This window comes from Agrilactobacillus composti DSM 18527 = JCM 14202, from assembly GCF_001436375.1.
Lineage (GTDB): Bacteria > Bacillota > Bacilli > Lactobacillales > Lactobacillaceae > Agrilactobacillus > Agrilactobacillus composti.
This window is the reverse complement of sequence record NZ_AZGA01000077.1, coordinates 62,758-88,275: the sequence shown is the minus strand read 5'-3', so window position 1 is coordinate 88,275 and position 25,518 is coordinate 62,758. Positions and strand designations below refer to the sequence as shown.

The 25,518-nt window shown below is 45.8% G+C and carries 24 protein-coding genes; 15 read left to right on the top strand and 9 right to left on the bottom strand.

All coding sequences use genetic code 11. From position 1 onward, the window contains the following. Positions 1–32: 32 nt before the first annotated feature. On the bottom strand, positions 33–791 hold the full coding sequence (locus FC83_RS17250) for a GHKL domain-containing protein (RefSeq protein ID WP_161633789.1): 759 nt from the start codon (positions 789–791) through the stop codon (positions 33–35). 1,083 nt (positions 792–1,874) lie between these two features. Here FC83_RS17250 and FC83_RS17120 point away from each other — a divergent pair. The 7 genes from FC83_RS17120 to FC83_RS12880 all read left to right on the top strand — a co-directional run bounded on the left by FC83_RS17120 (position 1,875) and on the right by FC83_RS12880 (position 6,600). Continuing rightward, positions 1,875–2,045: a hypothetical protein gene (locus FC83_RS17120; RefSeq protein ID WP_156405605.1), complete on the top strand. Its 171-nt coding sequence runs from the start codon at positions 1,875–1,877 to the stop codon at positions 2,043–2,045. A gap of 522 nt (positions 2,046–2,567) precedes the next feature. Next, positions 2,568–2,762, top strand: coding sequence for a hypothetical protein (locus FC83_RS12905; RefSeq protein ID WP_035451948.1), 195 nt, complete (start codon positions 2,568–2,570; stop codon positions 2,760–2,762). A 204-nt stretch (positions 2,763–2,966) separates the two neighbouring features. Continuing rightward, a complete protein-coding gene (locus FC83_RS12900; RefSeq protein WP_035451951.1) occupies positions 2,967–3,338 on the top strand; it encodes a cupredoxin domain-containing protein in 372 nt (123 codons plus the stop codon). 48 nt (positions 3,339–3,386) lie between these two features. After that, complete coding sequence (locus tag FC83_RS12895) at positions 3,387–3,653, top strand: cupredoxin domain-containing protein (RefSeq protein WP_035451953.1); 267 nt, start codon at positions 3,387–3,389, stop codon at positions 3,651–3,653. Then, positions 3,653–5,599, top strand: a complete 1,947-nt coding sequence (locus tag FC83_RS12890; RefSeq protein ID WP_082622594.1) for a copper-translocating P-type ATPase — start codon at positions 3,653–3,655, stop codon at positions 5,597–5,599. Before FC83_RS12895 ends, FC83_RS12890 begins: the two co-directional genes overlap by 1 nt. Positions 5,600–5,721: 122 nt before the next feature. Next, positions 5,722–6,276, top strand: coding sequence for an NUDIX hydrolase (locus tag FC83_RS12885; RefSeq protein WP_035451955.1), 555 nt, complete (start codon positions 5,722–5,724; stop codon positions 6,274–6,276). A 15-nt stretch (positions 6,277–6,291) separates the two neighbouring features. Further along, a complete protein-coding gene (locus tag FC83_RS12880) occupies positions 6,292–6,600 on the top strand; it encodes a hypothetical protein (protein WP_035451957.1) in 309 nt (102 codons plus the stop codon). Between the two features lie 112 nt (positions 6,601–6,712). Here the strand turns inward: FC83_RS12880 and FC83_RS12875 are convergent, their stop codons facing one another. Further along, a complete protein-coding gene (locus FC83_RS12875; protein ID WP_035451960.1) occupies positions 6,713–7,150 on the bottom strand; it encodes an Hsp20/alpha crystallin family protein in 438 nt (145 codons plus the stop codon). Between the two features lie 199 nt (positions 7,151–7,349). Continuing rightward, positions 7,350–8,372 carry a YeiH family protein gene (locus tag FC83_RS12870; protein WP_035451963.1) on the bottom strand — a complete coding sequence of 341 codons (1,023 nt, stop codon included), beginning with the start codon at positions 8,370–8,372 and terminating at the stop codon, positions 7,350–7,352. Between the two features lie 107 nt (positions 8,373–8,479). On the opposite strand from FC83_RS12870, the gene FC83_RS12865 reads away from it, so the two are divergent. Further along, the gene (locus tag FC83_RS12865) at positions 8,480–9,301 is read left to right on the top strand and encodes a LysR family transcriptional regulator (protein ID WP_035451966.1); all 822 of its coding nucleotides are present in this window, start codon (positions 8,480–8,482) and stop codon (positions 9,299–9,301) included. On the opposite strand, the gene FC83_RS12860 is transcribed toward FC83_RS12865, so the two are convergent. The 3 genes from FC83_RS12860 to FC83_RS12850 all read right to left on the bottom strand — a co-directional run bounded on the left by FC83_RS12860 (position 9,298) and on the right by FC83_RS12850 (position 12,955). Further along, a complete protein-coding gene (locus FC83_RS12860; protein WP_057002858.1) occupies positions 9,298–9,909 on the bottom strand; it encodes an ATP-binding cassette domain-containing protein in 612 nt (203 codons plus the stop codon). The two genes, FC83_RS12865 and FC83_RS12860, sit on opposite strands and share 4 nt — an antisense overlap. Beyond that, entirely contained in the window at positions 9,906–11,744 is a 1,839-nt protein-coding gene (locus FC83_RS12855; RefSeq protein ID WP_057002857.1) for a hypothetical protein, read from the bottom strand. The genes FC83_RS12860 and FC83_RS12855 overlap by 4 nt, the downstream gene beginning before the upstream one ends. A 278-nt stretch (positions 11,745–12,022) precedes the next feature. Continuing rightward, positions 12,023–12,955, bottom strand: a complete 933-nt coding sequence (locus tag FC83_RS12850) for an aldo/keto reductase (protein ID WP_057002856.1) — start codon at positions 12,953–12,955, stop codon at positions 12,023–12,025. 155 nt (positions 12,956–13,110) lie between these two features. Here FC83_RS12850 and FC83_RS12845 point away from each other — a divergent pair, with 155 nt between their 5' ends. The 7 genes from FC83_RS12845 to FC83_RS12815 all read left to right on the top strand — a co-directional run bounded on the left by FC83_RS12845 (position 13,111) and on the right by FC83_RS12815 (position 21,164). After that, complete coding sequence (locus FC83_RS12845) at positions 13,111–14,649, top strand: Ppx/GppA phosphatase family protein (protein WP_236700841.1); 1,539 nt, start codon at positions 13,111–13,113, stop codon at positions 14,647–14,649. Beyond that, on the top strand, positions 14,646–16,784 hold the full coding sequence (locus tag FC83_RS12840) for an RNA degradosome polyphosphate kinase (protein ID WP_035451974.1): 2,139 nt from the start codon (positions 14,646–14,648) through the stop codon (positions 16,782–16,784). The genes FC83_RS12845 and FC83_RS12840 overlap by 4 nt, the downstream gene beginning before the upstream one ends. A 15-nt stretch (positions 16,785–16,799) precedes the next feature. Continuing rightward, positions 16,800–17,738 (top strand): Ppx/GppA family phosphatase, encoded by a 939-nt coding sequence (locus tag FC83_RS12835; protein WP_057002854.1) that lies wholly within the window; start codon positions 16,800–16,802, stop codon positions 17,736–17,738. A 32-nt stretch (positions 17,739–17,770) separates the two neighbouring features. Then, a complete protein-coding gene (locus tag FC83_RS12830; protein WP_057002853.1) occupies positions 17,771–18,469 on the top strand; it encodes a Fic family protein in 699 nt (232 codons plus the stop codon). Positions 18,470–18,649: 180 nt separating this feature from the next. Then, positions 18,650–19,012 carry a hypothetical protein gene (locus tag FC83_RS12825; RefSeq protein WP_152537714.1) on the top strand — a complete coding sequence of 121 codons (363 nt, stop codon included), beginning with the start codon at positions 18,650–18,652 and terminating at the stop codon, positions 19,010–19,012. Between the two features lie 117 nt (positions 19,013–19,129). Then, on the top strand, positions 19,130–20,455 hold the full coding sequence (locus FC83_RS12820) for a replication-associated recombination protein A (protein WP_035451978.1): 1,326 nt from the start codon (positions 19,130–19,132) through the stop codon (positions 20,453–20,455). Positions 20,456–20,567: 112 nt separating this feature from the next. Continuing rightward, on the top strand, positions 20,568–21,164 hold the full coding sequence (locus FC83_RS12815) for a TMEM175 family protein (protein ID WP_035451980.1): 597 nt from the start codon (positions 20,568–20,570) through the stop codon (positions 21,162–21,164). A 60-nt stretch (positions 21,165–21,224) separates the two neighbouring features. Here the strand turns inward: FC83_RS12815 and FC83_RS12810 are convergent, their stop codons facing one another. The 3 genes from FC83_RS12810 to FC83_RS12800 are packed head-to-tail and all read right to left on the bottom strand — an operon-like array spanning position 21,225 to position 25,372. Continuing rightward, complete coding sequence (locus FC83_RS12810; RefSeq protein ID WP_035451981.1) at positions 21,225–21,770, bottom strand: ECF transporter S component; 546 nt, start codon at positions 21,768–21,770, stop codon at positions 21,225–21,227. A 51-nt stretch (positions 21,771–21,821) separates the two neighbouring features. Continuing rightward, positions 21,822–23,543: a [FeFe] hydrogenase, group A gene (locus tag FC83_RS12805; RefSeq protein ID WP_057002852.1), complete on the bottom strand. Its 1,722-nt coding sequence runs from the start codon at positions 23,541–23,543 to the stop codon at positions 21,822–21,824. After that, the gene (locus FC83_RS12800) at positions 23,537–25,372 is read right to left on the bottom strand and encodes an NAD(P)-binding protein (protein WP_057002851.1); all 1,836 of its coding nucleotides are present in this window, start codon (positions 25,370–25,372) and stop codon (positions 23,537–23,539) included. The genes FC83_RS12805 and FC83_RS12800 overlap by 7 nt, the downstream gene beginning before the upstream one ends. Positions 25,373–25,518: the final 146 nt, after the last annotated feature.

Below are 25,518 nucleotides of genomic sequence, written 5' to 3'. Positions count from 1 at the left end.
TCATTAAAATTAACAAGTATCGCAACTGAACGTTACTTTTGCATCATCAAACTAAAGCGGATAGTGTCAGTATGCTTAGTAACTTCGAGGCTATACGTTTCCGAATCCTGGACTAATTTGTTGACGTTTGCTAAGCCAAGTCCGCTGTGATCATGTTTGGTGGAATAGCCCTCCTGGAACAATTCAGTTATATCAATGACTGGATCAATTAGTGTATTCTCCACGTCAAATTCATAGGCATCCTCAGAATACTTTATGATTGCGATATGAATTTCTGGATTAGCCGCTAGCTTAGTTGCTTCGATTGCGTTATCCATCAGAATACCAACAATTCGAGCTAAATTAATCTGTGACCCAGGTAAGGTAACAATAGCTTGATCGATTTCTAGACTAACCGCAATTTTAAGCACAAGAATCTGTTTTATTTTTTCAAATAATAACTGTCGAATCCCCGGCACTTGTAACTTAGGTAGATTCATGAAGGCTTTATGCTCTAAGTCGATTGCTGATGTTGTTTCATTCAATGTTTCTTGAATATACTTTTTACTTTTATCCACGTCGTCAGCCAGCAAATAACCCTGTAAAGAGATTAGGATATTTTGATAATCATGACGGAAGTGGCGCAACTCGTTATAGTTAGCTTCGATTTGATTCAAATATGTTTCTTGTTGCTGTTTTTCAATTGCTTCTTGTTTAGCCCGTAAGCTACGTCGGTAACTGATGATAAAATAATACATCAAAACAATAGTTAGAATCGTGAAGATCACAAAGCAAATAATGATTACTGCCAAAAAAGTTCCTGCAATTCTTAATTGGACTGAGACAACGGAGACTACCTCTTCCATTGCTAAGAGCAACGTTAAAAATAAAATCACAGGTTTCAATACATTTTCGTCAGCGAGCATATTGGCTAGTGTCGACAACTTGACGTGATATCTGTTAATCGAGTATAGCAACGATAGCATAAGCATAATCAGACTAACATCTAGGGCGATACCGAAATTTGTTGGTGTAAGTTCAGAGGTGCCGCCGGTAGTCCAAAACCGAATTTCTGCTGTGACTAGCGTGATAGCATTACCAAGAATAAACATTACAATTGTGACGGCTAACAAATAGATTGTGTTCAATGAAAAAATCGGTATTTTTCTTTTTAGATTGACTAGAACTTGAATAAGAATGAGGATGCTGTAGATCCAATCTGACAGATAATAGCTGAATAAAGCCAGAAATAGAGCCAAGGGTAAGCAATATAAAAGAAATTTTCTGATGGTTAACTGCGCCTTAAGCTGGAAGTAAACAGTCAATATTACCAATAATAATCCTGTGTCCCAGAGATATCCTTGCAGGGGGCTAAGATAATGCATAGGACATGTTCTCCAGAATTATTAGGATACCCATACCCAGGGGTAAAGGTGAGTGGGTAAAGGGAAAATGTTGTTTACCTTTAGATGAAGTCAGGGTTGAAATAACTAATGGATTAATAGTATCTGAAATTGTGAAAACCTCTCTTCCAAGTAATTTAATGCTTGGTAGTTATTATACCAATAAATGAGCATACAGGAAGACGGTGTATGTACCGTAAAACGCATAATCAAAACGTTGATTTAAGTCGCGTTTATTCCAAAAAACCATACGTTAAATAAAATATTCACTATATCAGACCATTCCATATTATAATAGGCGTGAACCAAGAATTGAGGGAGTCTTTGTGAAAGAAAAACTCACTGAAACTTGGCAGGTATACGGTGTTTGGTTCATTATCACACTTGCCTTTGCAGTTGGTTTTCTAGAGAGCATTGTGGTGGGGCTGAATAGCTTGAATTAACGACGATTCTTGTAAGTTTAATGGCAGAAAATTAAGGATGAATTTATTAATGCAATCAATTTTAAAACTTATCGGTTTCCCAGCACTCATTTTAAGCATTGGTTTGATTAATTTGGCGATTAAGAAGAATAAGGCTGCGCAGAAACAGTTGAAGTTAGCCAGTGCCCTTGCGGCATTCTTAGTTATTTATGATTTGCTTTGGGATGGCTTTACCAAATGATATTTGGACAAAGCCCTGTGAAAATTAACCCTTGGTGTCTGGCATAGCGAGTAAGAAGGCGTAACAGATGAAAGACAAAAAAAGCAAGAAAAAACCAAGTATGGTCTATATTTTATTTCGTGGTTGGATGGAATTCTTTTTCAATCTAATTTATCGGGCACCTAGATAACCGAGCATAAGATTGATACTAAGTAATAACGTTTAAAAGTAGCCCTGTTGTCGTTTAAGTTTTGTAAACTTCTTGGAATCTTTAAGAAAGTGAGGTAGCTCTCATGGCCAATAAACATGCTATTGAAAATCGGTATAGAGCCGGTATACTTTTTCCGTTATTCCTGGGTTTTATGTACGGTCTAAATTTCCATATTCCCACGAATCCGCTGAAGCTGGCCGCTTTGATCGTTGGCGGCAGTATATTAGTGGTACTTTTCGGGCTGAGCTGCATTAAACTGTATCAGCTAAGAAAAAGAAATTCGTAATTCAAAATTGGCATTGATTAAAACTCAGCCGAAAGGGGAAGATGACATGGTAGATAAGAAAATTGTGTATCGCTGGGCTAGTGTCACCAATGTTATTTTTTTGATAATGCTGGTTTTGCCTATGTTCACTGATCAAAACTACAACATCCCCTTTTACGTCGTTTTGCTACTGGGCATCGTCGCCAACGGTGTCCTGATAATGCATTCCTACAAGAACAAGCGCAAGTCTAACGACCTCTGACTTGTCCAACAGAACATGTGTCAATCAATGGCTGCTTTATAAAACCAGTAAGCCACATTAGCGTCGCCAAATCACACCGAAATGGTGTATTGGCGGCGTTTTTTGCATCCCCAGATTTAAATATGATTTTAGCGTTGACAAATGTAAACACTGAGGTGTACGATAATTATGTTGGTTTACAAATGTAAACGTAGGAGGCAAATTATGACACAAATTATGGTATTGATTGGCGCTGTGGGCTTGATTGGCTTTATTGTGTGGTGGTTCTTCGGTAAACATACCACCGCTACGACCACTGCCAAAGTTCAAAATGCGACCCAAGCCGCGGAAGTCGTCGTCAGTGGGGGTTATTCCCCCGAAACCGTGGTCTTAAAGCAAGGCGTACCGGCCGAGCTGACCTTTTTACGTAAAGACCCATCCACTTGTTTGGACCATGTGGTCTTTCCGGACATGGGGATCAATGATTTCTTACCCCAAGATCAGGCCCATACCATTGCCATTGACACCACCAAGCCCGGCAATTACGAATTCGCCTGTGGCATGAATATGTTTCATGGCCAATTAATTATTAAATAAGCGTCACTACCCAATAAATGCACAACATCACAATGGAGGTTTTATATCATGACCAAACAACAAACAGAAATTATCGTCAACGGCGGCTATCAACCCGCAACCATTACCTTGAAACAAGGCATCCCCGCCCAACTCAACTTCAAGCGCATCAGTGACGTGGGCTGCTTAGACCAAGTCCAGTCCCAGGATTTCCATTTCAAAGCCAACTTGCCTTTAAATGAAGTCCAAAGCTTTGCCATTGATACAAGCAAACCTGGAACCTATAGATTCAGTTGTGGCATGAATATGGTCCACGGTAAGGTTGTGATCAAATGATGAGCGTTCGCAATCGCTTTATTTTTGCCCTGGTCTTTTCCTTACCACTATTGGTAAATATGGTGGGGATGCCCTTTGGCTTCATGTTGCCCGGCGGTGCTTGGAGTCAGTTTGGATTGACCAGTGCCATTATGGCTGTGGCCGCTTGGCCCTTTTTGCAAAGCGCCTGGGCCAGTTTTCGCCATCACCACGCCAACATGGATACCCTAGTGGCCATTGGTACGGTCACCGCTTATCTATATTCCGTTTACGCCCTGCTCACCAAACGGGCGGTGTTCTTTGAAAGTGCCGCTTTTGTCATCACCTTCATTCTACTAGGCCAGTACTTAGAAACACGCATGAAGGCCAGCGCTTCCAGTGCCGTGGAAAAATTGGTGGATTTACAGGCCAAAGACGCCGAAGTGATCCGCCATGGCCAAAGTGTCCGGATCCCCTTGGCCGAAGTGCAAGTGGGGGACGTGATCCGGGTCCGGCCGGGGCAAAAAATTGCCGTGGACGGTGAGATCATTGAAGGTAGTTCCACGGTGGACGAGTCCATGGTCACCGGCGAAAGCATGCCTGTTTTGAAAAAAACTGGGGACAAGGTCATTGGTGCCACCATGAATAGCAAGGGGAGTTTCTTGTTTAAGGCCAGCAAAGTGGGGGACGATACCCTCTTAGCCCAAATTGTCGCAATGGTGAAAAAGGCCCAGACCAGCCATGCGCCGATTCAAAAGACCGTGGACAAAATTGCCGATATCTTCGTGCCCGTGGTCTTGATCGCCGCCATTGCCACTTTTGCGATCTGGTATGTTTTCCTAGGGGCCAGTGCCGTCACGGCGTTGTTATTCGCCGTGTCAGTGGTGATCATTGCCTGCCCTTGTGCCTTGGGTATTGCCACCCCCACGGCTTTGATGGTGGGGACCGGCCGCAGTGCAAAATTAGGGATTTTGATCAAAAACGGCGAAGTCTTAGAAGCGGCCAATACCGTGAAGACCATCGTCTTTGATAAAACCGGGACCATCACCGAGGGGCAACCTAAAGTGACGGATATTGTGGGGGATGCCCCGGCGGTTTTGCGAAATGCCGCTAGCCTAGAAGCAGCTTCGGAACATCCTTTAGCCGCCGCTGTTTTAGCCAAAGCTAAGGCTGCCAAGATTGCCGTTGAACCAGTCCGGGACTTTCAAGCCGTGGCTGGTCAAGGGGTCACCGGCCAAGTTAAGGGTCAAGCTGCCTTTATTGGCAATGCCAAACTATTGACCACGCCTTTGCCACCTAAACTGGCCCAAGCCATGGCTGACCTGCAACAGGCCGCTAAGACCGTGGTGATCGTAGGGGTGGCCGGGAAAGCCATTGGCCTGATTGCCATTCAAGATGCCCCTAAGGCTAGTTCGGCGACTGCCATGGCGGCTTTGAAACAACAGGGCCTGCGGACGGTGATGCTCACCGGGGATAACCAGCGGGTGGCCCAAGCGGTGGCCGATCAAGTGGGCATTGATGAAGTGATTGCCGACGTATTACCTGGGGACAAGGCCGCTGCGGTGGCCAAGTTGCAACAAACCGCCCCAGTGGCTTTTGTGGGGGACGGTATCAATGATGCCCCGGCTTTGACCACTGCCGATGTGGGCATTGCCATGGGCTCGGGTACGGATATTGCCATCGAGTCCGGCGGTATCGTTTTGGTTAAAAATGACTTAATGGATGTGGTCACGGCTTTGACCTTGGCCAAGAAGACCTTCAATCGGATTCGCTTGAACCTATTTTGGGCCTTCATCTATAACACCTTAGGCATCCCCGTGGCTGCCGGCGTATTTGCGGCTCTGGGGTTGGTCCTCAGTCCGGAATTGGCCGGGTTAGGGATGGCCTTAAGTTCCTTATCTGTGGTGGCCAGTTCCTTACTTTTGAACACCACCAAATTGGGGCAACGCGCCAAAGGATTACCCATTGGCCAAAAAACAATGGCTTAAAATTCGCGCTCTAGAACGTTCAGGTTCTAGGGCTTTTTTAGTGGTTACAAAAGCCGCCCCACAATTGCGGTGTAGCTGTCGTATAATAGAAGGTGTCCATAAATTCAGAAAGAAGGCCAACTATGCTGCCAAAATTAACTAAAACTGGCAAGATTTTAACCAATCAAGAAGTCTTTAAAGGCCGCATTTTTTCCGTGAGCCAACAAGAAATTCAAACCCCCGACGGTTTGACCGTGGAACGGGATGTGGTGCAACATTTGAATGCGGTAGTGGTCCTGGCGTTGACCCCGGACAAGACCCAGGCCCTATTGAACGTGGAGTACCGGGCGGGGGTGAACCGGGAGGCTTATTCCTTACCGGCTGGGTTGATCAATGCCGGGGAAACCCCCTTAGCCGCCGCAGTGCGGGAGGTCAAAGAAGAGACGGGCTACACTTTAACCAATCCCCAAAAGATGACCCAAGTCACCACCAGCGAAGGCTTCAATAGTGAGTTCAATACCCTGGTTTTAGGGACGATCGATCCTCACCAGCGGGGTAAGCAGGACTTTGATCACGACGAGTTCGTCAACGCCAACCTGGTAGCCTTTGAAGATATCATCGCTGGGGTCAAAGACGGGACGATCCATGCCGGCCAGGCCGTGGCGGCAGTTTGTTACTATTTAACTTTCATCCGTTAGGAAAGGGGACAACTTATGAACACCGCAGAATTCAAAAGTTATGTGCAGGCTCAAAGCAATATCGAAACGATTTATCTGGAAAAAGTCACCGCCAAATTGACTGAGCAAAATGAAGCCCGCAAAGAGCGGGTACAGCTAACGCCTTACAAGATCCAACAAAATGCCGAAAAATTATACGATGGGGTCATCACCGACCTATATCAGAAATTACAAGCCAGCATCAAAAGTGACCAACGGGACGCTTGGATCACGTATTTAAGCGAAAATGAGGTTTTAGATAACATCGAGCTGGAAATGAACGAGATGAGTTTGGACGATGACTAACCAGAGCGCATAAAAAATCCAGGAACGTCGGAGGAGGCGTTCCTGGATTTTTTGGTATCAATAGATATTCGTTACTGAATCCATTAATTATTTAATTGAAATCGTGGGGAACTTATTGAATTTCAATATTCCCACTGCCTTGGACTTCAGTAGTCTTAGGCAAAGTAACCTTCAAAACACCGTTGTTGAATTCAGCGGAGATTTGACTTTGGTCCACATTAGGCAAACGATAACTCCGGCTCATGGACCCAGAAGTCCGTTCAGACAACATCAAATTGCCATGTTTATCTTCGTGATCCGTGAAGTCATCTTTCTTGCAGCTGATGTTCAAAACACCATTCTCATAATTCATATGAATGTTTTGCTTGTCGACGCCAGGTAAATCAATCATAGCGATATAAGCTTTATCTGTATCTTGAATATCAGTCTTTAAGTCCTTTTGTTGTATCATTTCTGGCATCATAGAGCCTAAGAAACGATCTCCTAAGTTCTCAAAGAATGGATCCATACCCCAATCTAAGTTACGACGACGCATCATTTCATTAGCCATAGTCCAAAACTTCCTTTCAAAAATTTCTTTGTTTGGCTAAAAGGCGGCTGATTGACGACGGGGAACTGAGGCTTGACCTCTTAGTTCCTGCTCTCTTTAACAACTACATAGTAACACCATTTAGCACTCGTGTTAAGTGAGTGCTAAATAAATTTTATAAAAATACCCTTGTAGCCTGACTGGCCCAAGGGTTCGTTTGTTACGCGATAACTTTTAAAAATACGGTGATGAGCACTAAGGCGGACACCACTTGCACGCTGCCCACACCCAGGCCGTAAATGGCAAACCGCTTGCCGGCTTTTAAGAAGGCGGCTAGGTTCAACCGTAAGCCGATGGCGGCCAAGGCGATGATTTCAAACCAAGAACTCAATAAATGGGCGCCGCCGCTGAGGATAGCCGGCATATGCCAAACACTGTTCAATACGCATAAGACTAAGAAGCCAGCCACATACCAGGGCAACCAATGGCCTTTGGTGCGGTTTTCACTGATTTTAGCCCCAGCTTCTAATTCACTTTGAATGTTATTTTGATGCAAGCGGCCAAAGATGAAGACCACCACCACTAACATCATGATCCGCATAATTTTGAACAAGGTAGCAAATTGCACCGTGGTTTGGTTCACCATACTAGCACTGGCCACCACTTGGCCTACGGACTGCAAGGTCCCACCAATCAAGGCGCCCCGTAATAAGAAGTTGCTGCCAAACATGGCCAAACTAATGACTGGCAAAGTCAGCATCAAAACGGTCCCCATGAGGTTCACTAAGGTGATGACCATCCCTTTATCCTCATCTTCGGCTTCGATCACCGGGGAAATGGAGGCGATGGCACTGGAACCGCACACCGCGTTGCCCCCGGCCATGAGTAAGGTGATGCCTTCGCCGAAACCTAATTTCTTGCCAATGAAGATGGCCCCTAAAATGGTGATACTCATTTGTAATAAAATGAAGAGGACACCTTGCCAGCCGATATGGCTGATGGTTTGAAAGGTGATGGTGGCCCCCAGCAACATGACGGAATATTCCAGCAACTTACTTTCTGAAAATTTCGTCCCGGCTTGTAGGCCTGGTTGTTTGAAGAGGGTGTTGCCCAACAAGATCCCCAATAAAATAGAAATAGTAGCGGCCCCTAGACTGGGGATGAAGCGGCCGATGAATTGGGCGATGATGGCAATGACCAGACTCAACCCCAAGCCTGGCAAAACGTTTTTGACTTTTGACATAATAAACCTCCGTTAGCTGATTGTTTCAGTCTATCAGATGGTTTACTATAAGGAAAATAGATAATTTTGATAATAACTATTATGATTTCTGATGAAAGTGGTGCGGTATGTTTACACAACTAGCAACGTTTAAAATGGTTTACGAGGTTCAAAATTTCTCCTTAGCGGCCCAGCAATTGTTTATTGCCCAGCCCACGGTATCCAGTCATATCCAACAGCTGGAAAAATATTTCGGCCAAAAACTATTCCAGCGCCAAGGTCGCAAGGATATCCAGCCCACAGAAGCGGCCAAAGTGTTGTATCGCCAGGTGAATCAATTGCTAGATGACTGGCAAAGTATCACCACTACCATGCGCCAAACTATTCCTGAAGCCCGGTATCAGGTGAAAATTGGGGCGTCGCAAACCTTTGGGATTTATCGCCTGCCCCCAATTATCCAAGCTTTGAACCAACAATTTCAAAACGGCGATTTCAACATCACCATGGCTAATTCTGAGGCCATTTTAAAAGCGCTCAGTGCCCACAAGTTAGACTTTGGCTTCATTGAAAAACCCATTGCCACCAGTGGGGTGAGCCGCTACGAGTACGGGGCCGACCAATTGGTCCGCTGTGGGGATTTGACCAGTGGGACTTGGCTGATTCGCGAACCTGGTTCTGGGGTGGCCCATTACACCAAGATGTATTTGCAAAGTGCCAATATCAAACCCGCCAAAGTTTTACAGGTGGCTAACAATGAATTGATCATCCAACTATTAAAGCTGGGGGTGGGGCAAACTATTCTTTCAGACCAAGCCAAGCCAAAGGGTGTCCCCCATGAAGTCTTGCCGCCCGCTTACCTGCGGCATTTTTACTTCTTAAGTCGAGACCATTTGAGTGCCAATTTACAGCAAGTGGCTGCTTATTTATTGAAAAGATCCCAGGCAAACTAAGTTGGTAACTGCTGCAATTGGCCATTTTGGAGGCTTAAAATTCCGGTATAGGGGTAGGGCCGCAGCTCGGTTTCGTGGCTGATCAAGATAATTAAGCTGGTCCGGCTGGTTTGCAACATTTGGGCCATTAAAATACCGGTGGCTTCCACGTCTACACCATTTAAAGCTTCATCTAAAAATATCGTTTTGGCCCCGGATAACAGGCCGGCAATCAGGATCAGTTTTTTGCGCATGCCTAAGGAATAAGTGATGATTTGATAATCCAAGGCGTTGGCTAAGTTGGTTTGGACACACAGTTGCTGGGCGGCGGGTAAGCGGTCAAAGACGTGTCTGGTTTTTAAAATTAGGTCTAAAAATTCGCCACCCGTTAGATAATCATAGAAAAAAGGCTCGTGGGGCACGATGAAATAATCCTGGGCCTCATTGGTAAAGGTGATTTCCCCAGCATCTGGGACCAAGGTGGTGGTCAATAGATTTAAAAGGGTGGTTTTACCAGCACCATTGGGGCCGGTGAGCAGGAATAGGCCCGTGTCGGGGAAGGTCCAGGTTAAGTTCGTAAAGACTAGTTTATCGGCGAATTTTAATTGAATTCGATCTAACTGAATCATGCTGACTTACCTCCCACTAATTGGCGCTGACGTAATAGCGCTGGGCTAAGCGGATTACGCCGGTTTAAGTTAAAGCATAGCCAGAGTAATCTGAACCAAACTAAGCCAAACATTAAAACAATTGCGCCCGAATAAAAATGTGCAAATAGACCAACTAAAGGTAGGGCAAAGATGCTACCGGTGATAATGATCATGCCCAGTAATCGTAAACTATGGTTTTGAATGATTGGCAATTGGCTCAAGCGTAAGATAAGCGCAATCATGACATCGGTTAGCACTAGATAGCTAACCATGGTACCTAAAAAAGTAAGGGTGCTCAGACTACGGGGATTGTAAAGTACAAGTAGTACTAAGAATAAGGGGGCCGTCGTGCTCAAACGGTGTAAATAAATTGTTGATTTAGCTGTGACCTTGTTATTGGGTTGATTGCTGGTTGATAAGCCGACTAAACAACTGCTGCCCCAGGGGATAAGACAAGTTTTGCCCACTAATAACAGCAAGACCCAAAGCCAAAGGGTTAAGAATGCTTGCCCATTATTGAGGCAGAAGCAGCTGAGCATCAAGACAGCAGCGATTTCTAGGTAGTGCGCTAACCATGCGGCCAGTACTTTGTGACCCAACAATGTTTTCAAGGGGATATTGCTGAAGGCTTGCAACTCTGCCAAGCTAAATACCAATGGACTATCCAATTTAAAACTAGCACGGTTAGAAAATAATAACGCAAAAAAACCGATGAATAGCAATGCTTGTCGTGAGACCTGATCCGAAAAGCGAGTCACAATTGCTAGCAATAAGATGGTAAAGACAAGTATTTCAATAAAAGTTTTGCCACGGGTAAATTTAGGATTCAGGAACAATGTTTTAAGATAGGTATAAGTCAGGCCCAGTTTATGGCGATATTGCTGCAAAAGCACACCATCTGTAAGCAGCGGGGTAATTTCTGTAGCAACATGTTGTTGCTCCTGACGGGCATTTAAAATAGCCAAGATATAGCCTAAGGCACTTAGGAAAACAATGGTTAGTATTAATTTCAGAAGTGCTAAAAAGTCGGCATGCAGGGCGATTTGAATCACCATCGTACCAGGATACCAGCTATACAGGCTAAGACTAGTAAAATCAATAGTTTTCAAGTTATTTATAAGGTGAGTACCCAGCGAGTTTAAATTGAAGCTCTGAATTGCTGGTAAATTGCCAGAAGCAATTGTTAACCGCAAACTAAGCAAGATAAATGCCAATACAAGTAGCCCACTAAGCAGCCAGACTAGTGGTTTATGCTTGGTTTTTAAATTTTGAGTGAAACTACTGGCTTTGCGTATGCCCATGAATAGGAATATCAGGGCAAATCGCAACGGTTGACTGATAATGGCGATTAATAAAGCTGACCAAAGTGACGTTTTTAATGCAATGGCACAGCTAAGCAACATGACAGTATCGGATAAAGCTGAAAGATTGAAAGTATATTCCGCATAATAAACCAATTCTATCAAGCTTAGGTGGGCCGGTCGAACCCCTAAAATAGACTTAAGCAAGGGCAGTTCTGCTTTACTAACAGCGTTTAACGCCAGCATGCTGTCTACGATTGGACCGTAGATAATATATTGTAATGTAATATAGGCGATCCAACTTAAATCGGTTGTCAGGCCAATGATGCGACGACACAAAAAAACAATTCCTAGACCAAAACCTACTGACAATAAGAGACCAATGAAGCGCAAACCCAATTTATAAAACCTTAAAAGACCTGATTTTGGTGTAACTCCACCAACTTTGAAATGGTACCAAGTCATGCGTCGATCTGAAAGCCACTTATAACGCAGCCATACCAAGATATTCATGACAAAACACCTCTTGACGTACAGGAAAAGAGAAGGGCATCTGTAATAAAATGTGTCTTATACGATTTCACCCAAATCGTAAGACTTTTTATCGATAAACACAAGTGAATCAGCTCACAAAATGAGACAAAATTGTTTTCAAAACTAGGCCGATATCAAGCCGTTTTCAGAGGTGTTTTTGGCCAGATTTGACCAAGCAAATAAGCACGGCTAGTTAAGCGCCTCTCAGCGGGTCAACTAGCCGTGCTTATTATTTACAATCCAAAATTAACTTGTTTTTAAGGCAAATCATTGCCAGCGGCAAAGTACAAATCATACCACTCTTGGGCGGTGAGTTTGACCTTGTCAGCTTCAGCAATTTGTTTCAAGCGCTTGGCGTTCATGGTGCCAGCGATGACTTGCATGCTGCCAGGGATTCTCAAGATCCAAGCAGCGGCCACGGCGTTTTTATTGGTATCATATTTCCGGGCCATTTTATGCAACACTTCATTTAAGGTTGGGAACTTGGCATTATCAATGAAGGTGCCATCGAAGAAGCCATATTGGTAAGGGCTCCAAGCTTGGATCGTCATGTTTTTCAGGCGGGAGAATTCCAAAATACTGCCATCATGGTTCAACGAGGCCGGGTCCGTCATATTGGTGTGCATGCCGAAATTGATCATCCCCGTATGCATCAAACTCAATTGTAATTGGTTGGCGATCAGCTTGGTATCTAAAGCTTGTTGCACCAATTGTACCTGCATGGGATTGAAATTAGACACCCCAAAGCGCCGGACTTTACCTTCGTTTTGCAAGGTCTTGAAGGCCTCGGCGATTTCTTCAGGTTCCAACAAAGGATCAGGCCGATGCAAGAGCAAAATGTCCACATAATCCAGACCCATCCGTTGCAAACTGCCATTAACGGCTTCTAAGATATGTTGTTTTGAAAAATCATAGCGAATATTTTCATTGCCATCAGAGACGATACCCACCTTGGTTTGGATGACGATATTGTCTCGGGTCAAGCTAGACTTCTTTAAAGCCGCGCCAAAACGTTTTTCAGCTTCACCATTGGTATACACGTCGGCATTGTCAAAGAAATCAATGCCAGCTTCATAGGCCGTATCCAATAAATCAGCCACTTCTTGGTCAGAATGTTCCGGCGAGCGCATCAGCCCTAAGCCAATGTTTGAAGCCACAATATTACTATTGCCAATATTTACTTTTTTCAAAAAAATCACCCCTTATAGCCTTATTGTATCATGGCTGACAAGTGAAATTATTTATAGACCAATTCTCAATTTTTTTGGCTTCCCGTGGTAAAATAGGAGTGCACGGCAAAAACTTATTTAACAATATAAAAAAAGCTTCAAGGGAGATGTATTCAGTGGCTCGTAAGCAAAAACTCATTGCGGTAGTGGTCATCGGCGCCCAAAATATTTTTTTACAAATAGCCGATATAACTAGCCGCCAGATCATCGAAAGTGTGCATTATGATATTGATCTAGGAGAAGATATTTTTTCAGAAAAAGTCATTCATAGTCAGACTGTCAATGAAATCAGCACGGCTTTATTTTCAGTGCAACAATTATTAACGGATTATCAAGTGCCGGAAACTCAGTGTTACGCCACCCATTCGTTCCATGAAGCTGACAACGGGGAATTTGTTCGGGATCAATTATTTGAACGCACTGGCTTTCAAATCACTTGGCTCAGCCAAAGCCAAGAAGCCCTGTTTCGTTCCCAAGCAACCAATGCCTATATGGGCGATTTTCCAGAAATCATTGCTAAAAATGCAGTTTTAATCGATATCAGTTCCGGGAGTGTGGAGCTGACCGCTTATAGCAGTGGCAAATTCATCTTTTCCCGTAATTTAAAACTAGGACCACTGCGGGTTTATGAAATCATGCGGGACGTTAAGGCTACCGTCACCAATTATGTGGGGGTTTTACGAGATTATGTGGCCAGTCAACTGGTGGACTTTATCCGCCTGTTGCCTGATTTTGGCGAAGTGCATAATGTGATCCTAATGGGCTCATCAGTTTCCATTTTTGAACCCATGATCAAAGGTGACAATCGCACCGTCAAGTTATCCATTGAAGAATTTCAAAAAATGTATTCGGAAGTCGTTCATGGCAACGACCAATTTCTAGTGGACCGCTATGATATTAATGAAGATGACGTGCCCCAAGTGCTGCCCGTGATGATTTTAGTAGACCAGCTCTTAAATCACTTTAAGGTAAAGACCCTGTGGGTAGCCGCCTTGAAGCTCATTGATGGCATCATTGTGCAAGCCGTCAATGAACGGGTCAATCCTAAATCGCTGGCTTTACAAGAAGAACAGATGCTCACCTCAGCTTATAATTTGGCCGATCACTATCGGGTCAATCGACAACATCAGCAGTTTGTCGTGAATTTCAGTCGGCAATTATTTGACCGGTTAAAGAAAATTCATGGTATGGCCAAAAAGGAACGCATTTTATTAGAAATTGCCGCAATCTTAGATGATGTGGGCTCTTATGTGAACAACCACAACCATACGGCCCATTCTGATTATATTATCCAAAATTCGGAGGTCTTGGGACTATCAGATGTGGAACTGAAGATGGTCGCTGCCGTGGCCCGTTATCACAGTTCCAGCACGCCCTCCAATGAATTGAGCCGTTTTGATGAACTGCCCATTCAACAACGGATGACCATTGCCAAACTGGCGGCCATTTTGCGCTTGGCTGACGCTTTAGATGCCAGCCGCCAACAAAAGATTCAATCCATTCGGGTGTCTTTAAAAGACCCTACAAAAGTGGTGATCCAAGCCACTGCCAATGATGATATTGAATTAGAACGTTGGACCTTTGAGCGCAAGGGTGAGTTCTTTGAATCAGTCTTTGGGGTTCAACCTGAATTGAAAGGACGGTTAAAACTATGAATTTTGATGAACCAAGTTATTTTAACAACCGGGAATTGAGCTGGTTAGATTTTGATGATCGGGTATTAGAAGAAGCCCGGGCGAAAGAAAACCCCCTTTTGGAACGGTTGCGTTTTTTAGGCATCACCCAAAGCAACCTGGATGAATTCTTCAATATCCGGGTGGCTTCCTTGCATAAAATGATTTCCGTTGATTATAAAGGCACCGATGCTTCCGGGTTGACCCCTGCACAACAGTTGAAGCGGATTTCTGAAAAGACCCACGTGATGGTGGAAAAACAATACAATACGTTAGTCCGCTCTTTAGCGCCTAAGCTAGAAGAACAGGGAATCCATTTGCTGAAAATGAATCAATTATCTGAGAAGCAAAAGGCATATTTAGATGATTATTTCCATCAGAATCTATACCCTGTCTTGACGCCCATGGCCGTTGACGTATCCCGGCCATTTCCATTTATTGCCAACAACACCTTAAATATTGCTTTGCGGATCAGCAAACCTGGGGATAAAAAAGAGCGCTCCTTTGCCACTGTACAAGTCCCTGGGGTTTTCCCCCGGGTCATTAAATTACCGGATGCTGACAACAACTTTATTTTGCAAGAAGAAGTGATCAAGCACTATATTGGGGAATTATTCGTGGGCTTTGACATCAAAGAGACGGCTTGTTTCCGGGTCATTCGGGATATGGATATGGACGTGGCCGATGAAGATGCGTCTGATTTAATGAAGGAAATTGAAAGCGAATTGAAAAAACGGGAGCGGGGCAAAGCCATGCGCCTGGAAATTGAATTCGACATGAGCAAGCACCTGCGCAAACGCCTGGTCAAGGAATTGAGTCTGGCTGATGATGATATTTATCCGGTGAAGGGGCCCATTGATTTGACCTTTGTCAGCAAACTGATCAAGCAGGTCCAAGGCCACGAAGACTTATTATATCCGCCTTTTGAACCCTACTATCCTAAGGCCATTCGCCATAAGAATCTCTTTAGCGAAATTGCTAAACGTGATATTTTTGTGGACCATCCCTATGATTCTTTCCAGCCCGTGGTAGATTTCATCCGGCAAGCCGCTGAAGATGAAGCGGTGTTAGCTATCAAGATGACCCTGTATCGGGTGTCGTCTAAGTCACCAATTATCACCTACTTGAAGCAAGCTGCCCAAAACGGCAAACAAGTCACGGTATTGGTGGAATTAAAAGCCCGGTTTGATGAAGAAAACAACGTTCACTGGGCCCAAGAGTTGGAAAAAGCCGGCTGTCATGTTATTTATGGCTTAGTGGGTTTGAAGACCCACTGTAAGCTGACCTTGATCGTCCGCCGGGAAGAAGACGGCATCCGGCGCTACATGCACATGGCCACCGGGAATTATAATGATGTCACGGCCCGTTTGTACACCGATATGGGCCTGTTTACCGCCAATCCGGAAATGGGCATCGATGCCTCTAACATCTTTAACATGTTGTCCGGCTTCTCCGAGCCACCGTTCTTCCATAAATTAGTCATCTCACCAGAAGGCATCCGGGATTTCTTGATCGACCGGGTGGATGATGAAATTGCCAATGTAAAAGCTGGTAAAAAGGGCTTTATCCAAATGAAAATGAATTCCTTATCTGATACCAAGATGATCAAGAAATTTTATGAAGCCAGCGCCGCTGGGGTCAAGATCAACTTGTTGGTTCGGGGGATTTGTAATTTACGGGTAGGTATCCCGGGCATCAGTGAGAACATCACCGTGCATTCTATTGTGGGCCGCTTTTTGGAACACAGTCGGATCTATTATTTCTATGCTGCCGGTGAGGAGAAAGTCTTCTTATCCAGCTCTGATTTAATGAACCGGAATTTAAGTCGCCGGGTGGAATTGTTATTCCCAATTTTACAAGACAACATTCGCAAGCAAATCATTCATATTTACGGCTTGATGTGGGATGATAACGTTAAGACTAGGGTCTTGCAACCAGATAACACTTGGGAACATGTGGACCGGCGCGGTTTGGACAGCTTAGATGTGCAAGCATATCTGCTGGACAATCGCGAAGAAATCGCCGATTATTTATTTGAACACGAACCCGCCACAGATCCAGATGAACCTAAGCAAAATACCAGACAGTTTATTCCAATCACCAAGCAGCCAGAATAGAGGAGTTTTTCACAGATGGAACATTTCGGTGTAATAGATTTAGGCTCAAACTCGGTGCGCTTAACGGTCACCAAAATTGACGACGATGGGGCCACAGAAACCGTCCTGGCTGAAAAAGAAGCGGTGCGACTTTCTGAAAATATGGGTCCGGAGAAGACTTTGAAACAACCAGCCATTGACCGCACGTTAACGGCCTTGGAGAGTTTTCGCCAATCTTATAAGAACTTAGAGAACTTAAAGATTCGGGCAGTGGCCACGGCTGCCACCCGCATGGCGGTGAATCAAAAGGAATTTTTGAAGCTGGTGAAAAAAGAAGCGGACATTAATCTGGAAGTGATTCCCGGCAGTGCCGAGGCCCACTATGATTATTTAGGGGTCATTAATTCCTTGCCCGTGGTCAATTGTGTCATCATGGATACGGGTGGGGCCAGTACGGAGCTGATTCTAGTTCAAAACCGCCGGGCCGTGAATATGATGAGCATTCCCCTGGGATCAGTAAACTTGACTGAGGCTTATTTAGAGCCGGATGTGATTTCAGCTAGTGGCTTGTTCAAGCTGTTTACCGCCATGGAAAATGTCTACAATGACCTGTGGTGGTTAGACCGGGGCAAGAATATGCCCATCGTGGCTTTGGGGGGTTCCAACCGGACCCTAGCTAAAATTCAACGCCGTCGGGACCACTTTAAGCAATTCTGGGATATCCATGGCTTCCGCATGACCGCTAGACAGGCCAATGAAATTTTTGATGAAATCATCTCCACTAATTTGGCCGACCGCAAAAATATCCCAGGTTTGTCCAAAGAACGGGCGGATATCATTGCCGGGGGCTTATCCCCGCTGGTCTTATTGACCCGGCATTTGGATTCAGACCGCCTGATCTTCTCCCGCCAAGGTTTGCGGGATGGGATTTTGTATGAACATTTGAATGATTTGGAAAATGATGGTGTGATTTAGATACTAGAGATTATGTGTAAAGAGGGGTTGACATGACCGTAGAATTTGCAGATCAGTACCAATTTACCCCTGATGAGAACAAACGCTTTGCCAAATCAAATTTTACGAAACTCGTCCACACGAGTGCCCGGTTTGAAGGCGTGACGACAACCTTGTCCCAGACCCAAACCATTATGGACGGCATGAGTGTGGCCGGGGTGCCAGTTGCAGATGTATTGACAATTGTAAATTTGAAACGGGGCTGGCAGTTAATTACCAGTCAAACGCAACCATTAAGTCTTGATTTGGAGAAAAAAATCAATGCCGTCGTGGCGGCGGAAGATTCTCTAGACCCAGGCCAATTAAGGACTGGTTCTGGGGGGGTTGATTTGGGTGCTGGCGACTATTTTGAACCGCCTGCAGTGAGCGAAAAAGACGAGGCCATATTTTTACAAAACCTGCTAGCAGATGCACAAAAGGCCACCACGAATAAGGCATTAACTGTGTTATATCACAATATGCGCCAACAGATTTTTTGGGATGGTAACAAGCGAACGGCCACGCTAGCCGCGAATAAAGTTATGATCGATGGTGGCGCTGGTTTGATCAATGTACCTTTAACCAAATGGGCAGAATGGAACGAGCTGATCCGTGATTTTTATCAAAGTGGCGATATGACCACGATTAAGCAATGGACCTATGCCCAAGGTATTCAAGGCCTTAGCGTTCGTGCTAAAGCTGACCATAAGTAATTTAAGTTGAGGCTGAATTGAGTTTTTTTAACTTGATTCGGCCTTTTTATGACGGCCGTTATTTAACATCATTGGTCTGAAAGTGTTGCGGTATAAGGGCTTATGGGGGATAGCCAATATTTTGGGCGGGGTTTTGCTACAATTAAAACAGCAACAAAATATGGCTTAAGAGGTGTCTTTGTGAAATTCAATAAAAAAATTATGCATCGTTTGGTAATTGCCGCCGCCCTGCTTTTGAGTACCGTCACCATTAGTGTGCCCTTGCCCGCCACAACCGCAGCTACCAGTGTGGTCCAAGCCGCTGCTAGGCCCGATCAAGAACCAGTCAAGGTCTATCCTTTGTCCGGCCGGTTGCTGACGGCTAAAAGTGTCACGTTATTTGACCTAGCCGGCAATATCACGGGTGTTGCTAAAGCCGACATGGCCTATCCGGTTTACGCCGTGGCTTACGTCAACGGCTTACAATTATTGAAACTAGGCACCGATAGCCAATGGATTTTGGCCCGGGAAGGAACATATTTCCCAGGTGAATTGGCTTCTTAAAGCAAATAAGTCCCTGCCCAGGATGGGCGGGGATTTTTTAGCTGGGTCGTGTTATAATAAACATACGTTCCGACGCTATAAACTAACACGCCAATCATTTAGAGAAGGTGTTTTGCTTTGAAACAAGAATCTTTATTTGCCGCTAACAATGCCCATAATGAACCCTTAGCCAGCCGGGTGCGGCCCAAGACACTAGCTCAGTTTGTGGGGCAAAGTCAGCTTTTGGGTCCCCACAAGGTGTTGCGGGAAATCATTGAAAGTGATCAATTGCCCTCCATGATCTTTTGGGGCCCACCAGGTGTGGGGAAGACCACCTTGGCAGAAATCATTGCCCGCCAGACCCAGGCTGACTTTAAAACTTTCAGCGCCGTGACCAGCGGCATCAAGGACATCCGCGACCTTATGAAAAATGCCGCCGCCAGTCGGGCAATGGGTGGGAAGACCATTGTCTTTGTGGATGAAATCCATCGCTTTAACAAGGCCCAACAAGATGCGTTCTTGCCCTTTGTGGAGCAGGGTAGTATTACCTTAATTGGGGCCACCACCGAGAATCCCTCTTTTGAAATCAACTCAGCGCTTTTGTCCCGGTTGAAGGTTTTTGTCCTGCAACCTTTGACCGCAGCTGATATTGAACAGTTATTAAAACAAGCTTTGGCCAATCCCCAGGGCTTTCCCAAATTAACGGTGAAATTGGCCCCCGAAGCCCTTCAAGCTATGGGTGAATTTGCCAACGGGGATGCCCGGGTGGCTCTGAATACGTTGGAAATGGCGGTGAACAACGGCCAACGTCAGGGCCAAACCGTCACGGTGACCCAGACGAGTTTGGAACAATTGATGAATACCCGTTCCTTTCTTTACGATAAACATGGGGAAGAACACTATAATATTATTTCAGCACTGCATAAATCCATGCGCAATAGTGATGCCGATGCGGCCATTTACTGGCTGACCCGCATGCTCACCGGGGGTGAAGACCCCTTATACATTGCCCGGCGCTTGGTACGTTTTGCCAGTGAAGATATTGGCCTGGCGGATACCAACGCTTTAAATGTGGCCATTAATGTCTTTCAAGCCTGTCAATTTTTGGGGATGCCAGAATGTAACGTGCACCTCACGGAGGCCGTGACTTATTTGGCCCTGGCCCCTAAATCTAACGCCATTTATAAAGCCACGACCCGCGCTGAAGCAGATGTGAAGCACACCATCAATGAACCCGTTCCCCTGCAATTACGCAATGCTCCCACCAAGTTGATGGCTGACTTAGGTTACGGAGACAATTACCAATATGCCCATGACACCCAGGACAAATTGACCACCATGCAGACGTTGCCCGACGCCTTAGTGGGCCATGTGTATTATGAGCCCACCGAACAAGGTCATGAAGATCGCTTTAAAAAACGCCTAGCCCAGATCAAAGCTTGGCAGGCCAACCATAAAGCTTAAAAAGACCAACCGCAGAATTTTTGCGGTTGGTCTTTTAACGATGGCCCTGACTTGACAGATGAGGCCTGCAATTACTAGACTAAGATAACTTGTCTATTGGGGAGAGATATTGATGAACAAATCACGGGTGGAAGCTTTTACAGATGCCGTTTTAGCAATTATTTTAACCATTATGATCCTGGAATTTAAGACACCAGAATCCATGAAACTGACGGCGATTTTGCATCAAGTACCTTACTTGATATCTTATGCCATTGGGTACTTATTTATCGGGGTGGCTTGGTATAATCATCACTACATGTTTGCCAAGACCCATTTTGTCACGAAGAAGATTTACTGGGCCAATAATTTATGGTTGTTCAGCACCTCGTTTTTACCGGTGGCCACCGCTTGGGTAGGTGAAAATTTGCGGGCCCAGGGACCCCAGATTTTTTATGCCATCTGTTATGCTTTTTGGGCCTTTGCTTATATGCTCTTGAGCTACCTCATTGCCCAGGTCAATGCAGCCAATGGCCATGAAGACGTGGCCCAAAGTATTCACAGCATGTTGATCTACCGTTTTCTCAGCCACTGGCAAACAGCCAGTTTGCACGTTATTGCGACGGTGGTGGTGTTGATTTTCTACCCGGCCATTCAGTTGCTTTTAGTGGCCGCTGAAATTATTTTTATCGGCGCCCGTTCCAATTCAGACAGTGATAAGTTGTTTTAAACAAAAATAAGCCTACCCCAACCAGAAATTTCGTTGGGATAGGCTTATTTTAGACTAGCGCTAGTTCCAGCCCTTCTTACGGGCAACGTTGGTGAGCATTGGTAATAATAAGATTGCAATGACGCCACCAATTAAAGCGGTGATCAGCTGTGGCAAAGAGAACATGGTGGAAATCAGTTTACTTTGCATGGCTGGGATGCCTAGCAATGGAATCATCATTTGTACCACTAACAGGTACAAGACGATGAACTTCACCACTGCGGCACTGATGGTGGCGATGACGTACTTGACGATATCTGATAAACGCAGCTTCATGACCACGAAGTACCAAATCAACACCAAGACCACGTTCCCCACCATGATACAAGGAATCAAAGGCAATAATTTTGGCCCAATCCCCACCATGAAGGCCATGATCGGTGAAATGGCTGCTACCGTGATGCCACTGGACAAACCAGCTAAAATCACGGTCATGATCAAGGTCAAATTCACTAAGGAACCAGTGATCAAAGTCATTTGTAAGGGTGCAGTGACAGCTTGAAAGGCAATTAAAATGGCTAGAAAAATTGCGGTTTTGGTAATCCACTTTGCTGGTGTTTCTTTCATGATAAATCTCCTCCCCTTGAAAAAACAGACAGCGTTACTTTGAGGTGACTTCTAACGTTCTGAAGCCACGTGGTGCGTGTGCAGTAAGTGCTCAGCCGTGTCAGACAGCGGGTCACCAAGGTATTCTTGATAAACCATCTTGATGGATGGATTATCGTGGGAGAAGCGCAATTGGTCATTGTGATCTAGGCGATACAAGGTTGGCGCACGACGGGCGGCCATTTCCTCCCCATCATGGATAGGTTGACCGCCACCGCCCACACAACCCCCAGGGCAAGCCATGACTTCCACGAAGTCACAATGAACCTTGCCAGCCTTCAGGTTTTCAATCAACTGGCGGGTGTTTGCTAGGCCGTTGACCACAATGGCTTTAACGTCTTTACCCCCTAATTGGGTGGTGACTTCCCGACAGCCATTTTCACCCCGAACTGCTTTAAAGGTGTCGGCATCTGCGTTTTCACCATTGACGAAGTAATAAGCTGACCGTAAAGCCGCTTCCATGACCCCACCAGTGGAGCCAAAGATGACCCCGGCGCCGCTGCCAATGCCCAGTGGGTCGTCTAAGCGACTCTCGGCAAAGTTTTTCGGATCCAAGTACTCACTCTTAATCATACGCGTAATTTCCCGCGTTGTTAAAACCAAATCCACATCTGGGGTACCGTCATCTCTGGTCATGCTGGGGAGTTCTGCTTCGGCCTTTTTAGCCACGCAGGGCATGATGGATACGGAGAAGATTTGTTTTGGCGTTAAGCCGATTTTATCGGCATACCAGGTCTTGGTGACCGCCCCAAACATTTGTTGCGGGGATTTAGAGGTGGACAGTTGGTCCAAGAGTTCTGGGTATTCGGATTTGGCAAAGCGGACCCAACCCGGACAGCAGGAGGTGAACATGGGTAGGTCATCGGGTTGTTTATGTTGCATGAATTTTAAGAATTCTGAACTTTCTTCCATGATGGTCAAATCTGCGGAGAAAGTCGTATCAAAGACAATATCAAAACCAATATGCCGCAAAATGGTGGCCAGGCGTTGGACAGTGGCTTCTTGAGGGGTCAAGCCAAACGCTTCCCCCCAAGCGGTCCGAATCGCTGGGGCGATTTGGACAACAGTTGTAACGTTAGGGTCAGCCAAGGCTTTTTTCATCCGACCCACATCATCCCGTTCGCTTAAAGCTCCCACGGGACAATGGGTGATGCACTGGCCACATAAAGAACAGTTAGAGTCACAGATGGCTTTATTTTCATGAACCCCAATGGTGCTTTGGGTCCCGGGGTATAAGACGTCCCAAACGTGGAGGCTTTGAATATGATCACAGACTTGAATGCAGCGCATGCACTTAATACATTTACTGTTATCCCGAATCAATGGGAAAGTCATATCCCATTGATTGTCCGCCCATTCTTCTTGATAGGCGGGTTCTTTTGCGCCTAGCTGGTTGGACAGGGTCTGCAAGCTGCAATTACCCCCCCGGACACAGCTGGTACAGGCCACCCGGTGCTGACTTAAAATTAATTCCACGTTGGTTTGGCGGGCTTCACGGACAGCTGGTGTGTTAGTATACACCACCATATCTTCAGCTACATTGGTGTTGCAGGCGGTGACCAGCTTGTCTTTGTCTTTTAATTCCACCAAACAGACCCGACAGGCACCGATATCATTTAAATTTTTATAATAACAAAGGGTAGGGATATTTATCCCGTGACTGCGGGCAGCTTCTAAAATGGTGGTGCCAGTTGGCACCTCCATGACTGTTTCATCAATTGTTAATTTTACCATTGGGTTTCCCTCCCCCCACGAAAGGCAGCATAGCCGAAATGATCACACCGTAAGCAACGGGCGGCTTCTTGGGCCGCCTCCTCATCACTGGTGGGTAGGGCCATGTTTTCAAAATCTTGACGTCGAGCCGCTGCAGGTCGCTCTTTGAGCGCCATGCGGCCACAAGGTACGGGATCGTTGAGTTGGGGGTCCGGAATGTCAATATCGGCATGGATATGGTGATTGAACCCTAAATAACTATCCATATTGGCGGCAGCCACTTTCCCAGCAGCAATGGCTTTAATAACCGTCGCTGGGCCGGTGACACAATCCCCGCCAGAGAAGATCCCAGCATTATCTGGGAAGTCGGTGGCGTTACTAGCCGCTAGATTTTGCCATTTTCGAGGTAAGCCAGCAGCTTCAAACATGTCACTGTCCACGTTTTGACCAATGGGGACAATGACGATATCAGCTTCTAAGCGGACCGGGTCCACGGCCGCATCTCGAGGTGCTGGCCGGCCTTTGCGATCGTAAGGACCCACGATTTGCGGTTGGACCCACAAAGCGGTGGCTTGATCTTGATCATCCACCTCCACTTTGATGGGGGCCATGAGTTCAGCTATCACACAGCCCTCGGCAATGGCCCCTTGGACTTCATCGGGCAAAGCCGTCATATCTTCTTGGCGGCGGCGATAGGCCACGGTGACCTTTTCAGCCCCCAAGCGAACGGAAGAGCGGGCCACATCCATGGCCACGTTGCCCCCGCCCACGACGACGACTTTTTTACCGGAGAAGTCCGGCATTTTATGGTCGCCAATGCCCCGGAGTAATTCCACGGCAGAAAGCACCCCCTGGGCATCTTCATTAGGGATCCGCAGTTTTTTATCACTGTGGGCGCCAATGGCAATGTACAGGGCGTCGTTATCAGCTTGGAGCTTCTGGAAATCAGCCACGCTGGCAATGTCATAGTCCATGTGGACCTGAACACCGGTGGTGAGGATCGAATCAATATCCCGTTGCAGGTCATGGCGGTCTAAGCGATAGCTAGGAATACCATAACGCAACATGCCCCCTAAATGGTGGCGTTTTTCATAAACGGTGACCGAATGGCCCATGAGTTGCAGGTAAAAGGCTGCGGTCAAGCCGCTGGGGCCCCCGCCAATGACGCCAATTTTTTTACCCGTGGGGGCAGCTTTTGGCATGGGTAAGATATCAATGGCCGCATTGTCCACCGCATAGGTTTTCAAACCCCGGATATTGATACTTTTATCCACGATGTTCCGGCGGCATTGATTTTCACAAGGATGTTCACAAACAAAGGCACAGGCCGTGGGAAAAGGATTGTCTTGGCGAATCAATTGTACGGCTTCATCGTTGCGATGGGCGCCAATCAAAGCAATATAGCCAGGAATATCCACATGGGCCGGGCATTCCCGCACACACGGGATACCTTGGTGGGGTGCTAGGCAATAACCTTTTTCTAAGTGGTTTTCAAAATCAGGGCGAAAGGCGATCACATCCCGCAGGACTTCGGCCGCGGCTTGATAGCCAATGGCACAATCAGCGGAATTCTTAATACTGCGAGCGGTGCGTTCAATCAGGTCTAAGGTGGCCTCAGAGCCATGACCAGTCTTAACTTCGTCTAAAAGTTCGCCCAATTGGCCTAAGCCAATCCGGCAAGGGACACATTTGCCACAACTTTGGCTGTGACACAACTTAGCATATGCGCTGGCGATTTCCACCGGACACACCGAAGTGGGGGTGACGGCCATGCGCAATTGCACCGACTGATATAAGGCTGCCGCAGTTTTTTCCGCGGCGGTGGTTGTATCCAAGGATAAACGGCTCATTTTTACCAGTTCCTTTCTAACAAGTAACTGTGGCAACTTGAACAATTAAAGATAATAGCAACTAATTAAGTTCATCGTATCACAATTGCGACACTTCTAACAGTCATAATCAGCGTGGCTAATGCGATATAGGCGGAACCCTTACT

What these genes read in the sequence shown, in the direction of transcription:
- FC83_RS12875 (WP_035451960.1), bottom strand. Translation starts at nt 7,150, where the DNA reads ATGGCTAATGAAATGATGCGTCGTCGTAACTTAGATTGGGGTATGGAT.
- FC83_RS12860 (WP_057002858.1), bottom strand. Translation starts at nt 9,909, where the DNA reads ATGATTCAGTTAGATCGAATTCAATTAAAATTCGCCGATAAACTAGTC.
- FC83_RS12840 (WP_035451974.1), top strand. Translation starts at nt 14,646, where the DNA reads ATGAATTTTGATGAACCAAGTTATTTTAACAACCGGGAATTGAGCTGG.
- FC83_RS12855 (WP_057002857.1), bottom strand. Translation starts at nt 11,744, where the DNA reads ATGAATATCTTGGTATGGCTGCGTTATAAGTGGCTTTCAGATCGACGC.
- FC83_RS12830 (WP_057002853.1), top strand. Translation starts at nt 17,771, where the DNA reads ATGACCGTAGAATTTGCAGATCAGTACCAATTTACCCCTGATGAGAAC.
- FC83_RS12815 (WP_035451980.1), top strand. Translation starts at nt 20,568, where the DNA reads ATGAACAAATCACGGGTGGAAGCTTTTACAGATGCCGTTTTAGCAATT.
- FC83_RS12890 (WP_082622594.1), top strand. Translation starts at nt 3,653, where the DNA reads ATGAGCGTTCGCAATCGCTTTATTTTTGCCCTGGTCTTTTCCTTACCA.
- FC83_RS12880 (WP_035451957.1), top strand. Translation starts at nt 6,292, where the DNA reads ATGAACACCGCAGAATTCAAAAGTTATGTGCAGGCTCAAAGCAATATC.
- FC83_RS12800 (WP_057002851.1), bottom strand. Translation starts at nt 25,372, where the DNA reads ATGAGCCGTTTATCCTTGGATACAACCACCGCCGCGGAAAAAACTGCG.
- FC83_RS12870 (WP_035451963.1), bottom strand. Translation starts at nt 8,372, where the DNA reads ATGTCAAAAGTCAAAAACGTTTTGCCAGGCTTGGGGTTGAGTCTGGTC.
- FC83_RS17120 (WP_156405605.1), top strand. Translation starts at nt 1,875, where the DNA reads ATGCAATCAATTTTAAAACTTATCGGTTTCCCAGCACTCATTTTAAGC.
- FC83_RS12835 (WP_057002854.1), top strand. Translation starts at nt 16,800, where the DNA reads ATGGAACATTTCGGTGTAATAGATTTAGGCTCAAACTCGGTGCGCTTA.
- FC83_RS12895 (WP_035451953.1), top strand. Translation starts at nt 3,387, where the DNA reads ATGACCAAACAACAAACAGAAATTATCGTCAACGGCGGCTATCAACCC.
- FC83_RS12865 (WP_035451966.1), top strand. Translation starts at nt 8,480, where the DNA reads ATGTTTACACAACTAGCAACGTTTAAAATGGTTTACGAGGTTCAAAAT.
- FC83_RS12900 (WP_035451951.1), top strand. Translation starts at nt 2,967, where the DNA reads ATGACACAAATTATGGTATTGATTGGCGCTGTGGGCTTGATTGGCTTT.
- FC83_RS12905 (WP_035451948.1), top strand. Translation starts at nt 2,568, where the DNA reads ATGGTAGATAAGAAAATTGTGTATCGCTGGGCTAGTGTCACCAATGTT.
- FC83_RS12885 (WP_035451955.1), top strand. Translation starts at nt 5,722, where the DNA reads ATGCTGCCAAAATTAACTAAAACTGGCAAGATTTTAACCAATCAAGAA.
- FC83_RS12805 (WP_057002852.1), bottom strand. Translation starts at nt 23,543, where the DNA reads ATGGTAAAATTAACAATTGATGAAACAGTCATGGAGGTGCCAACTGGC.
- FC83_RS12810 (WP_035451981.1), bottom strand. Translation starts at nt 21,770, where the DNA reads ATGAAAGAAACACCAGCAAAGTGGATTACCAAAACCGCAATTTTTCTA.